Raw genomic sequence first — 11,994 nt, 5'->3', positions numbered from 1 at the left:
ACAAGATGGTCTGCACTGTTAAGGAGGACAAGGGAACGCAACGCAACGCCGAACAGGCTTGGGCCGACCACACGAAAGCGCAGAAAGGACATTCGACGGTCGCGAGCGCGCTGCGCTCGCTCGCTTCGTTACGGCTGACCCTGATATTGATCGCGCTCCTCGGATTCGGGATTGCGTTTGCCTACCTGTGGGAAGGCGCCCGCACCTGGCCGTTGGTCATCCCACTTATATTGCTCTCGCTCAATTTGCTGGCGGCAGTGCTGACCAATGTCGTGTTCCGGCGTCAAACCGCATTGCTGGTCTTCCATCTGGCTCTCGTGGCCCTGCTGCTTCTCGTTGCCGCAGGCCGGCTGACCTACCTGAACGGCTACGTCGGAGTCACCGAAGGCGTACCGTTCGACGGTGTGCTCTCCGAGTCTGAGCACGGGCCGATGCACGCAGGGGAGTTCTCGCGCATACGTTTCGTGAATCGTGGCTTTCGCATCGATTATGCACCGGGCCTCCAACGCGGCGCGACACTCAATGAAGTGGCGTGGGTTGGTCCGGACGGCCGCTGGCATGAATCACGGATCGGCGATCAGGAACCTCTGATCTTGTCGGGATATCGCTTCTACACGACGTTCAATAAGGGCTTCGCACCGACATTTCGGTGGCGCAGCGCTGAGGGGACCGAACTGCGTGGCTCGGTGCAGCTCCCGCCCTATCCTCTCAAGGAATACAGCCAGGCTGCCGAATGGGCCCCTCCCGGCAGCGGGCTGTCGATCTGGGTGATGCTCGACATCGACGAAATACTCCTCGACCCAGCCCAGCACACCAGCTTTCGCCTGCCCGAGCGATACAAGCTTGTTGTCCGAATTGGCCGCGACCGCCACGAAATGAGGCCGGGAGAATTGCTGCAGACCAGCGAAGGCGTACTTCAATTCGAAGGGCTGCGAAGTTGGATGGGGTACCGAGTGTTCTACGACTGGACTTTGCCTTGGCTTCTTTCGGCCTGCGCAGTGGCGGTGTTGAGTCTGTCGACACATTTTTGGAAGAAGTTCGCGGCCAGGCCGTGGGACGCTTGAAATGGAACAAGAACTGCAGATCCTGTGGGCCGCAGTAACGGCCTATGTGCTCGCCGGCGTCGTCGCCGTCGTTGGCGTCGTTCTGGGCAAACGACCTGAACGTTCGGTGCTGGTGTTCATGCTTGCCGGACTTGCGCTTCAGTCGACATCAATCGCACTGCGGTGGGAACGCCTTGGTCACGGCCCCTTCATCACGATGTTCGAGATCCTGTGCTCGAATGTGTGGAGCCTGATGACCGCCTACACCCTTGCCTACTGGCGCATCCCCCGCATTCGTGCCACGGCCGCAGTCGTGATGCCGCTGATGTTCATCATGCTAGGCTGGTTGATGGTTGCTCACCCCGGAGAGGGGCACTACCCTCCCACTTACAACACGCCTTGGCTGTATATCCATATTGGACTCGGCAAAGTCTTCCTCGGCGCCGTGCTGGTGGCAGTTGGGCTGTCGTGCGTGATCCTCATGCGCCACGCGGGACTCGGACGGCAACGTCTGGCACAGCTTCCGAACAGCGCTCAACTCGACGAGCTTGCGTTCCGCTGCATGGCAATCGGGCTCATTTTCCACACCCTGATGCTTATTGCCGGTGCAATCTGGGCTCAGGACGCGTGGGGCCGCTATTGGGCATGGGATCCGCTCGAAACTTGGGCCTTCATCACCTGGCTAACGGTCGCGTTCACCATTCACGCCCGGCTCGCCTATCGGCTCTCGCCCCCGGTACACGCAGGCCTGGTTCTCGCCGTGTTTGTCACCGCATTTCTGACGTTCTTTGGCGTACCCTTCATCTCCGCCACCCCGCACCAGGGAGCAGTGTGATGCCGCTGGCGCCCCCCCGCCCCACGCTTGTCTCTCAGCGCTGGCTTCTTGCCGCAACAATGTCACTGGGGCTGTCGTCGATAGCGGCTGCCGCCCTCGTGCTCGCCCGCACCCCAGTCCTTACCTCGTTCATACCCCCGGACAGTTTTCCCCGCGCCCTCGTGGTACATGTAAACCTCGCAACCTTGCTGTGGTATTTCGCTATGGCGAGCGCTCTGTGGACCGAACGCCTCGGGACACGTCGTCAAAGAGTTGCCGCGGCGCTTAATCTGGGCGGCATCGCCGGGGCTCTTGGGGTTGTCACGACGGGCCTTCTCTCTCCCGGCTCACCTATCCTCGCCAATTACATTCCCTACGTCGACCACCCTTTGTTCTTGGGATCGTTGGCACTTTTTGCGCTGACGACGCTGTTGACCGCCGGCATGTCGCTTACTCGCCCCCGGGATACCGCAGAAATCGGCTTCGCCATAGCCCGCCTGCCCTTCATCATGGCCGCAGCATACATGCTGCTCGCATTTCCACTGAAAATGAGCCTGGTGGACGCTCTCTGGGGCGCGGGACACATCCTGCAATTCGGTTTCGTGACGCTGATGATGGCAATCTGGCTGAGGCTGATCCAGAGGATCGGTGCTGATAGTCCACCTGCATGGCTTACGGTGGCATTGTTCGCCGCAGCATCCCTGCCTGCTTCGATTGCCCCTGCGCTCCTCCTGGCCGGAGCAGATCACGACAATCTGCACGGCCTTCACACCGAGATCATGCGCTGGACGAACTGGCCGGCCCCACTGATCTTCGGCCTGCTCCTGGCATGCCAGCCAGGCGCCCGTCGCGCCGACGGCTTTACGGCATCACTCGGCCTTTATTGCGTGGGCATTGTTGCCGGCACTGCCATTGAAAGCCAGACGACCCTGATTCCAGCCCACTATCACGGTACAATTGGCGCTTTTACGCTCGCCCAGATGGCTGCAGTCTTCGCACGCCTGTCGCCGGCGCACAACGCTCGCGAACCTGCTACGCCCACGCGTAAGCCCCTCGCGATCTACGTTTTCGGAATAACGACGCTGATCTGCGGACTTGCATGGAGCGGCATTCTCGGCGCGCCTCGCAAGACGGCATTCAGCTCGACGGCGGCCGAGCCTGGCGCAATAATCGCTGCCGCGCTTACCGGATTGGGCGGCGTCATCACAATCATTGGCGTCGCCTATTTCGCGCTCATTGCCGCCCCCCGGATTGCCAGACTATGCAACCCACGCATAACCCCGACCTCCCCGCACAGCAACAGCACCCCCGCCGCGACGTTCGCCGCCGCGCGCTAGGCATCACCGTTCTCGCCACACTGGCACTCGGGTCCCTGCTTGCTCTGGAGCTACCGCGTGGCGACCGTCAGCCCCCGAAACGCCTCGCTTTTGCAGACGTATTGGCGCTCGCGCCGCGCAACCCGACAAGCGATGCGGCAACCCTGAAGGAAGTCCAGGCACGCTTCGAGCAGGGCGTGGCGATGCTCCACATGCGCCAGTACGAGTACGCGCTCACCGCCTTTCACCAAGTCCTGGCGCTCGCACCCAAGATTCCAGAAGCACACGTGAACATGGGCTTCGCATTGATCGGACTTGAACAGTGGAAGCACGCACGCGATTTCTTCGAATCGGCAATCGAGCTTCGCCGCGACCAGATCAATGCATATTACGGGCTCGCCTTGACGCTCGAAGAACTGGGTGACCGACCCGGAGCCATGGGGGCAATGCAGACATATCTGCACCGAGCCCCCGCCGACGACCCATTCCGCGCGCGCGCCGAGTCGGCAATGTGGGAGTGGCGTTCCGCGGCAAGCGTTTCCGCAAGCGCGAAGGGAAGCCGCTCAACCGAACTCCCAGGGCGCTGACCCTGCCCGCCCGGGCAGGGTCAGGTTTGTTTGCCCGCATGGGCGCACGCTTGCTCGCCCCGCACTTTCCCGAACGCGGGAAAATATTCTCACGCACGACACAATCGGTTACATTCGCCACCCGACAAGAGGCTCTGCTGCCATCTTCAGCGGGCTACGCCGATCGTTATATATTTCGGCACATTTTTTGCTGAAGGCAGCAGTCCGACGCGCAGCATGGCCCAGTCAGGGAGACTCAATTTGAATGACGGGCAGGCTTGGTGCGACAGTATGAACCTCCAACTCCGGGACGGAATTGTCTGACGCGGCGGAGGGGACGATTACATTCGTTTGATTGCCAGCCGGCGGAGACTCGGGCACTTTGGCTGGCAGAAACGGTTCACGTTTTCAAGAGGGTTGAACTATGAAGCAGGTCCCGTGGGTAACAAGAGTCCGTCGTGGGCTCACTGCGCTGCTGTTTGCCGTAGTGGCCATCACACTATGGACTCCGTCCGACAGCCGCGCCGAGTACGGCGATATCGTCATCAACAACTATGCCGACGCGGCCGGCATGCGACCTGCGATCTTCCCGCACTGGTTCCACCGAATCCGCTTTCGCTGCAAGGTCTGTCATGCCGACCTCGGCTTCCAGTTCAAGGCTGGCGGCAACGAGATCACGATGCTGAAGATCATCGACGGCCAGTTCTGCGGCGCTTGCCACAACGGCGAAGTCGCGTGGTCGGTCGAGAACTGCGACCTGTGCCATTCCGGAAAACCCAATACCCCCACGCAAGTGCACGAAAGCACCATCCAGAAACTGGCAATTCCCGTCGGGCAAGGAGGTAGCAAGAAATGACCCGCCGTATTCCAACCCTGCTCCTGACCGCGCTCGTAGCCTCCCTGTTCGGCTCCGCACCCGCAATTGCCCAGGACAAAGGCAAGGCCGCAGCAACTCCGGCCGCAGCTCCGGTTGCCGCACCGGCCGCAGCCGCGCCGACCACCGATGTCAACCGCTTCAACCGCCTGCTCAAACCGGCCAACCAGCGCAACCTGCCTCCGGCGCAGGACGGCATCCACGATCCCACCAGCGAGGGCACCGCTGCGCTCATGCCGCCCTTGTCCGCTTTCGAAACGCTTCCCCGCAGCAACGCCGGCAACCGCGTCAATTGGGTCAAGGCGCTCGAAGATCGCGCGATCAACCCGCGCTGGGACCGCGTGGATACGACCGCAGCGCCCGTCGTGATGGACCTGAACATTGTGCGCGAGGTCAAGGGGTCGATGCCCGACGTCGTCTATCCTCACAAGCAACACACGGAGTGGCTTGACTGCTCGAACTGCCACCCGGCAATCTTCATCCCGCAGAAGGGCGCCAACCAGATCAGCATGGCCGCCATCCTTCTGGGCCAGAAGTGTGGCGTATGCCACGGCAAGGTTGCATTCCCGGTCTCCGAGTGTCGTCTGTGCCACTCGAAAAAGAAGGACGGCCCGATCGCCCGTACGGGTCAGTAAGTCGTATCTGCAGTCGCCAACATGCATGCCCAGGAGTCCACAATGATGAAACCAAACTACCACAGGGGGCTTCTTGGGCATGCTGCACTTGCGCTGACTCTGACTCTGGCCGCCGGCGACATGGCAATTGCGCAGACGGAATCCGTCCCGCAAGGGAGCGCATCGACGCGCCTCCAGGCCAACGAGCCCGACCGCGCCCAACTCGAGCGCCGGTTCGAATCGGTTGGAACACTAATCGAAAAATCCACTGCGGCCCGCCAGATCGAATCCAGCGGCGAAGCACCAGCCATCGAGAAGCGTCAGTCGGCCAAGGAGCAGTACGCGCAGGCGAAGGCTGCCTTTGACGCAGGCGAGCTCGCCAAGGCATCCAGCCTGCTGTCGGCAGCGAGCAAGACCATGTTCGAGGCGGCACGGCTTGCCGCGCCGGAAAGTGTCACCGCCAAGAAAGTGGAAACCGACTACAAGAACAAACTCGAGAGCGTCCGCGCCCTACTCTCCGCGCAGCAACGAATTGCAACGGAAAAAGGCAACAAGGAATCGCAGGAAAGCAGCCGTCAGGTCGAGGCTCTCATTGCCGACTCCGAGCGCAAGGCTGCTGCCGGCCAGTATGCGGCCGGCAGGACGATTCTCGAACAGGCGTATCTTCTTGCGAAAGCATCGGTCAGCTCGATGCGATCCGGCGACACGCTGGTACGTTCGCTGAACTTCGCATCGAAGGAAGAGGAATACCACTACGAGATCGATCGCAACGAGACGCACAAGATGCTCGTCAAGGTATTGCTCGAAGAAAAACTCGCCGGCGCGCCGATGAGCCCGCGCGTAACCGAGTTCCTCACCAACGCCGGCTCACTCCGCGGCGAAGCAGAAGCGGCGGCGTCGCGCAAGGATTTCGAGGCGGGCATCAAGCTGCTCGAACAATCGACCAGCGAACTGGTCAAGGCCATCCGCAGCTCCGGCATCTACATACCCGGCTAAACCTACTCCCTGCCGTGCCTGAGCATTCCTCGCTGAACGGCAGCTCCTGGCCCGTACCGAGGACGAGGGAGTTCTTGAAATCAGGAACTCCGTCATCCCTGAGCCCTGCTTGGGTGCCCCTTGAATCACGCCCTTACGTGGGGCTGCATCCGATTTCGGCCGACTACAGGTCGGCATGCCGATTGCTTGTTAAGTCATAAGACCCCACCATCAAACGCGCACGACAAGATGCCCGCACTCAGCAGCACCCTCAGCTCGGACGAATCGCTGCCAATGACCGCATGGTCACAAGCGACTCCGCAGCGTGGGTATGTCCAGGCGGGACGCCTGTGCCCATGGTTTGCCCTCGCCGCCGCAGTGCTGTGTTCGATTGGCCTGTTCGTCGGACTGGTCGTCGCCCAGACGGATCCGCACCAGCACGAGCACTACCGCATCGCATTCATTCATACCCCCTCTCTCTGGCTTTCGGTCGGTATCTACTTCGTTACCGCGGGCATGGCGGGCTATGGTCAGGCGAGACGGCAACGCTTCCTGTCGATGATTGCTTCGGCGCTGGCACCGACAGGAGCTCTGTTTGCCTTCTTGGCGCTCTGGACCGGCTCCCTCTGGGGAAAGCCGATCTGGGGTGCATGGTGGGTATGGGAAGCGCGTCTGACCGTGGAGCTTCTGCTGCTCTTCCTCTTCCTCGGATATGTTGCGCTCCAGGAGGCCATCGATGACACCCGCCGTGCAGACCGCGCCAGCGGCCTCCTGGCCTTGCTCGGAGCCTTCGGATTACCGCTTCTTTACTTCTCCGTGTTTCGCTGGAGCAGCATGTATGGCACTCCGCCCCAAAACCTCTCCGCCCCCGACAGCCCGGTCATCAGTGCCGGGATCCTGTTGATGGGCCTGGGCCTGTTCGCGTACGCGGTTTCTGCGACACTTGCGCGCCTGCGCAACGTCATACTCAAGCGTGAACGCAACAGCGAGTGGGTTGTACAGAACTTCGGTGCCCGAGCATGAACTGGGACAGCTGGGGCGACTTCTGGGCAATGGGCGGGGACGGTCTTTACGTCTGGAGCGCCTATCTGGTCGCGCTGGTTGTCATTTTCACCGAGATCGCAGTCCTTGCACTGACGCGCCGGTCCATCCTTGAGCATCTTGGCCGCTATGCCAAAATTGCAAGAAAGGAAAGGAAGCCGCGAAATGAGGACTCAAGATTCTGATCAGGCACCATCGAGCCATGGGACGTTCGCAACTGTGCGACGCGGCGTTTTCCGCCCCATACTCGCTGCGCTTGCCCTTGCAGCCCTCCTGATTCCACACGTCGCGCCGACGAATGCAGCGGAGACGCCGGCATTCATGCCCGAGCTTCCGCTTACCAACCTTGAGGGTGCGGCAATTGGCAGCCAAATCTGGCTGAAGGGACGCCCTGCAGTGCTGAACCTGTGGGCGACGTGGTGCGCGCCCTGCCGCACCGAAATGCCCTCCCTGCAGAGACTCGAAACCCTCCTCGCGCCCGACGGCATCCGTGTGCTCGCACTGTCCATCGATACCGATCACAATCTAGTGCGTGAGTTTGTACTCAAGTACGGGCTCACCCTTCCGGTGAGCATTGCGCACTCGCCGAGCCAAGCGATGGCCGCCCTGGGAGTCGTTGCGCTTCCGCAGACGCTTTACGTCGGCGCGGACGGCCGCATCCTGGGCAGTCACCTCGGACAGCGGGACTGGGCCGACCCGGCAACGGTGCGCGAGTTGCGCAGCCGCTTTGCCGCAAGAGGCCCCATCAGACCTTAGCTGGAGGTCGCGCCATAATCGGCCAAGCGTGCATCATGCAACGCGTATCGTTCCCATCATTCCGCCCGCGGCATGGTCGAGAATGTGGCAGTGATACATCCAGTCGCCAGGATTGTCGGCGACGAACGCAACGTCGATGGTCTGGCGCGGCCCCATGATGGCCGTATCGCGCCAAACGGGACGGACTTCCTTCCTCCCATCGACGGACAGGACACGGAAAAAGTGGCCGTGCAGATGCATGGGGTGAACGAAATCCGTTTCGTTGATCATGCGCAGCACGACGTGCTCGCCTCGCCGGAGGTGGAGAAATGGCTCGTGCATCAGTGCATGCTCGTGCTGGGCCGTGTAATTCATCGTCCAAGCCAGACCATGTCGCTCCATCAGTTCGTGCGAACGAACCGGCTTGCCGTCGACAATGCCCATCGTCGGGAGGCCCCTCATCCCCCCCTGGAACATGATGTAGTGCTCAGTCGCCTTCGCGAGGTCGGGCTCGGGCAAGCGATTGGGAGCCAGCCGGATCGGTGCACCGAGCGGCTTGCGGCGCAGCGGGCGCGCATCGCCATAGACGAGCGACACGATGGGCCCCGCGCTGCGCCGATGCGTGTCGTTCATCAGGTAGCGGCTTCCAGGGGCCTGCATGCAGTCGATCACGAGATCCGCCCGCATTCCCGGCCCGAGGATCAGCGACTCCACCGCATGCGGTTCGACGGCCTGCCCGTCGTAGGCGATCACCTGCATTGCGTGGCCGTGCAGTTCGAGCTGAAAGATCCTGGCAGCTGCCGCATTGATGAGTCGCAAGCGAAGTCGTTCGCCGCTTCTAACCTCGACCACGTTTCCCGCTCCGGCCGCCCTCCCATTAACCAGGACCTCATTGCCGATCCTTCCATCGTTCGCGATATCCAGAATGCGGCCAAAGTCCTCGATCTGCCGCCCGTCCTCTCCGATCCGCACATCGGACAGCAACCAGACCAATTCGCGGTCGACCTCGATTGGTCGCTCTTCCTCGATGATCAGTGCGCCGTATAGTCCTCTCGGCACCTGCTCGAAACTCGACTGATGCGGGTGGTACCAGAAGGTCCCTGAATCCGGGAGTGCAAACTCGTAGGCGAACTCTTCACCCGGCTTCACCGGATTCTGCGTGACATAGGGAACGCCATCGAACGCGTTCGGCACGCGGACTCCATGCCAATGGACGGCGGACTCGACCTCGAGGGCATTCTGGAAGATCATTCTCACAGTCTCGCCCTTGCGATACCGTAGCGAGGGCCCCGGCACGCTTCCGTTGAAGCCCCAGAAATTCGTGCGTGGCGCCCCTGCGCGAATCGCTTGATCCACCGGAGCAGCACGCAACGTCGCAGCCCGCGGAGCGGCTGCAATCCCCTGCCGCAGCGAGAGTGCCATCAGGCCAAGTGACGATGCCGCGGACTTGATGAATTGGCGGCGCGAAATACCCATCGTCTCCCCCTCGAGCGAATTGATCGGATGTAGGTCAACGCGATTCCGAATTCTGGTACAGGCGAACCAAGCGGTCCGTTGCCGCAAGGATGGAGTCTGCAGCTTCCGCAACAACGAGCCGATAGGATCCCGCCCCCTCCACCAACAGCGCGGTACGTAACCACTCCCATTGGAGCGCGATCTCCGAGAGTTCGGCTCGCACGTCCGCGGTATTTTCCGGCAGTGCGGCGAGAGTGGTCAGACCGCACCCGAATTCGTCTGCAGCGGACTCCATCTCGTGGCGGCTGGCTGCCGTGTCGGCACCCCACGAGTACAGCATGTAGGCCTTGACGACACGCTGCGAGAGCATGCGTAGCTTTCCCGCCTGGTTGATTCGGCGGGCACCACCGTTGTCCGAAGCGACCTCCAGGGCATCGACAAGTCGTTCCGCGCCGTCCAGAACGTCAAGGCTGCGTTGCGACGCAAGCAGCGCACGCGTTTTGTCAGCAGGTTCGGCGACTACTGTGTTCAGGGCCGCCCAGTCCCCGCGCAGGCGCTTGATCGCAGGCGCAACCGACGGAAGGGCACTCGCGAGAATCTCCATGCGCTCGAGATTGCGCTCGAAACGCAGCGTCGAATCCCGCAGTTGCTCGAGGGCTGCGGCAGGGACAACGTCGAGACCGAGCTGGACATAGGACTTGGCAAGACGTTGCGACAGCATCCGGAGCTCGGCTGCCGCGTTGATGTCGCCCGGGGAAACGCCCTGCTGCGCACCGGCATACGCGACCGTGACCGTCAGCAAAGCCCAGAGAAGAACGAACAGTTTCCGCATCATTCTGCGCACCTCGTTCAAAAGACCGGCACGCCCATCGATTGCAGGGCTCTGATCAGTTGAGCTGAGGCCTGCTCCATGAGCCTGACCGCCTCTGCATGCTGCCCTGCTGCAGCGTGCTCGTCGGCCTGTACGCCAAGCCGGCGTCCCTCCTCCACAAAGCCGTCGACCAGGTGTCGCTTGTCGCCAATGGCCCGCCCCTCAGCGACCATCATGTCAACCATGATCTCGTTGCTCGCAAAGCGCTTTTTCTCGTATGCGTACTCGTCCGCCGGCGTATCGAACTTCAGCGACAGCAGGACTTCCTGACCCGCGCGCAAACGCGAAAGCTCCTCCACGGCAAGCTTGTAGGCTTCAGCCATCCTCTTTCCCGCCTCGCCGACGCGCCCCGCATCGGCGAGCTGCCGCGACTCGGCCGCCAACCCATCCACGTGTCCGAGCAAGGTCTTAGCAGCAGAGCCCTTCTGGGCATCCCGGGACAACTCCTCGATCGAATTGCGGTACATCGCGACCTGATCGCCGAGATCCTGCAGGTTCTTGCGCTGCGCACTCTCGGGCAAGGCCCCTTCGCCCGGAGACATCCGCCTTGATGCGCTCGAGACAGCGCGCAAGGCGTCGTCGGCCAACCTCGCGGCGTCATCGTAACGGGAATCTGCCAGCGCCTTGCGCGCATCGTCGATCGCTTGCGTTCCCTGCCGTATGAGCGCCCGGGAACCCGCCTCCTGCCCTTCCGCTGCCCCTCTGGCGGCCGGAGAGTTGATCAGCGTATCGACCAGGCGGATCTTCTGCTCGATGAGCCGCCTCTTCTGATCACTTCCTTCTGCTGGTGCCTGCGCCCCCACCGTCAGGGCAAACACTGCGGCAGCGACACCCATCATCCAGCGCAAGCTCATCGACCTCTCCGGTTCAAACGCGATGAAATCAATCGAAGCCAAGCTCCGCCGAATACCGCGCCACCCTGTGTATGCGCGACCACGAGGCGTTCCTCAATGCCCCGCCCCCTTCGATCCGCCGAGGAAGGATCGCGCACCGGGGTGACCATTATCGGCTGCCGAGCGGATCCAGCGCATTGCCTCCTCCTGGTCCTGAACAACGCCCTTGCCCGCCAGGAACAACAAGCCCAAACCGTACTCGGCCTCGGCATGCCCCTTGCGTGCAGCTTCGAAATACCAACGCGCCGCCTCCTGGTCGGGATCCGGCACGGACTTGGGAAGCCTGTCACCGAACACGTACATGTTGCCGATGAAGTACATCGCATCGAGATTTCCCTGGTCCGCACTACGGCGGGCCCATTGCAGCGCCTTGTCCTCGTCCTCGGGTACTCCGCGTCCGTAGAAATACATGATCGCGAGCCTTTCCTGGGCTACGGCATTCCCGCCCTCGGCCAGTGGCTCGAACTGTCTGGCCGCGACTTCGTAATGACCACCATCGTATTGGCGAAGTGCATCGTCGATGGGGGCGGCATGCACGGCTCCGGTGAGCAAAATCATGCAAAAGGAAAGACGACGCAACATGTAAGAACCCTCTCCCTAACAACCATCAAGTCATCTGTATATGCGGGACGCCGCAACGGTGTGCGCTCCCGGCGCATCGCCCCACGCAATAACTGTACCGTCGGACGCGATTGCGAACGTATCATCGACTATGTGTTCTTATTTTTCGCTTCCGCCGATTCGCGCCATCGTGCGGGCAAACGCGCCATCTGAGAAAATGCGTGCGTGCGCGTCAA

14 protein-coding genes are annotated in these 11,994 nt (G+C 61.7%); 10 read left to right on the top strand and 4 right to left on the bottom strand.

The window, feature by feature from the left end; translation table 11 throughout:
• Nucleotides 1-5: 5 nt before the first annotated feature.
• The 10 genes from ToN1_RS13745 (at nucleotide 6) to ToN1_RS13700 (ending at nucleotide 7,999) form a co-directional block, all read left to right on the top strand.
• Nucleotides 6-1,064 carry a cytochrome c biogenesis ResB family protein gene (locus tag ToN1_RS13745; RefSeq protein ID WP_169205896.1) on the top strand — a complete coding sequence of 353 codons (1,059 nt, stop codon included), beginning with the start codon at nucleotides 6-8 and terminating at the stop codon, nucleotides 1,062-1,064.
• A 1-nt stretch (nucleotide 1,065) separates the two neighbouring features.
• Nucleotides 1,066-1,878: a cytochrome c biogenesis protein CcsA gene (ccsA, locus tag ToN1_RS13740; RefSeq protein ID WP_169205897.1), complete on the top strand. Its 813-nt coding sequence runs from the start codon at nucleotides 1,066-1,068 to the stop codon at nucleotides 1,876-1,878.
• Nucleotides 1,878-3,194 (top strand): hypothetical protein, encoded by a 1,317-nt coding sequence (locus ToN1_RS13735; protein WP_169205898.1) that lies wholly within the window; start codon nucleotides 1,878-1,880, stop codon nucleotides 3,192-3,194. The genes ccsA (ToN1_RS13740) and ToN1_RS13735 overlap by 1 nt, the downstream gene beginning before the upstream one ends.
• A 101-nt stretch (nucleotides 3,195-3,295) precedes the next feature.
• On the top strand, nucleotides 3,296-3,760 hold the full coding sequence (locus ToN1_RS13730) for a tetratricopeptide repeat protein (protein ID WP_169205899.1): 465 nt from the start codon (nucleotides 3,296-3,298) through the stop codon (nucleotides 3,758-3,760).
• Nucleotides 3,761-4,163: 403 nt separating this feature from the next.
• The gene (locus tag ToN1_RS13725; RefSeq protein ID WP_169205900.1) at nucleotides 4,164-4,595 is read left to right on the top strand and encodes a c(7)-type cytochrome triheme domain-containing protein; all 432 of its coding nucleotides are present in this window, start codon (nucleotides 4,164-4,166) and stop codon (nucleotides 4,593-4,595) included.
• Complete coding sequence (locus ToN1_RS13720; RefSeq protein WP_169205901.1) at nucleotides 4,592-5,248, top strand: c(7)-type cytochrome triheme domain-containing protein; 657 nt, start codon at nucleotides 4,592-4,594, stop codon at nucleotides 5,246-5,248. Before ToN1_RS13725 ends, ToN1_RS13720 begins: the two co-directional genes overlap by 4 nt.
• 42 nt (nucleotides 5,249-5,290) lie before the next feature.
• Entirely contained in the window at nucleotides 5,291-6,223 is a 933-nt protein-coding gene (locus ToN1_RS13715) for a hypothetical protein (RefSeq protein ID WP_244860772.1), read from the top strand.
• 228 nt (nucleotides 6,224-6,451) lie between these two features.
• Nucleotides 6,452-7,225 (top strand): cytochrome c biogenesis protein CcsA, encoded by a 774-nt coding sequence (gene ccsA / locus ToN1_RS13710; protein WP_169205902.1) that lies wholly within the window; start codon nucleotides 6,452-6,454, stop codon nucleotides 7,223-7,225.
• Nucleotides 7,222-7,428 (top strand): heme exporter protein CcmD, encoded by a 207-nt coding sequence (gene ccmD / locus ToN1_RS13705; protein WP_169205903.1) that lies wholly within the window; start codon nucleotides 7,222-7,224, stop codon nucleotides 7,426-7,428. Before ccsA (ToN1_RS13710) ends, ccmD begins: the two co-directional genes overlap by 4 nt.
• A 136-nt stretch (nucleotides 7,429-7,564) precedes the next feature.
• Nucleotides 7,565-7,999, top strand: a complete 435-nt coding sequence (locus tag ToN1_RS13700; protein WP_169205904.1) for a TlpA family protein disulfide reductase — start codon at nucleotides 7,565-7,567, stop codon at nucleotides 7,997-7,999.
• A 33-nt stretch (nucleotides 8,000-8,032) separates the two neighbouring features.
• Here the strand turns inward: ToN1_RS13700 and ToN1_RS13695 are convergent, their stop codons facing one another.
• The 4 genes from ToN1_RS13695 to ToN1_RS13680 all read right to left on the bottom strand — a co-directional run bounded on the left by ToN1_RS13695 (nucleotide 8,033) and on the right by ToN1_RS13680 (nucleotide 11,779).
• Nucleotides 8,033-9,454, bottom strand: a complete 1,422-nt coding sequence (locus ToN1_RS13695; RefSeq protein WP_169205905.1) for a multicopper oxidase family protein — start codon at nucleotides 9,452-9,454, stop codon at nucleotides 8,033-8,035.
• A 34-nt stretch (nucleotides 9,455-9,488) separates the two neighbouring features.
• Nucleotides 9,489-10,277 (bottom strand): type IV pili methyl-accepting chemotaxis transducer N-terminal domain-containing protein, encoded by a 789-nt coding sequence (locus ToN1_RS13690; protein WP_244861059.1) that lies wholly within the window; start codon nucleotides 10,275-10,277, stop codon nucleotides 9,489-9,491.
• A gap of 5 nt (nucleotides 10,278-10,282) precedes the next feature.
• Nucleotides 10,283-11,158: a hypothetical protein gene (locus ToN1_RS13685; RefSeq protein WP_244860771.1), complete on the bottom strand. Its 876-nt coding sequence runs from the start codon at nucleotides 11,156-11,158 to the stop codon at nucleotides 10,283-10,285.
• A 93-nt stretch (nucleotides 11,159-11,251) separates the two neighbouring features.
• A complete protein-coding gene (locus ToN1_RS13680; protein WP_244860770.1) occupies nucleotides 11,252-11,779 on the bottom strand; it encodes a tetratricopeptide repeat protein in 528 nt (175 codons plus the stop codon).
• Nucleotides 11,780-11,994: the final 215 nt, after the last annotated feature.

This window comes from Aromatoleum petrolei, assembly GCF_017894385.1.
Classification (GTDB): Bacteria; Pseudomonadota; Gammaproteobacteria; order Burkholderiales; family Rhodocyclaceae; genus Aromatoleum; species Aromatoleum petrolei.
The sequence above is the reverse complement of the archived record's forward strand: the minus strand, read 5'-3'. Positions and strand labels throughout refer to the sequence as shown.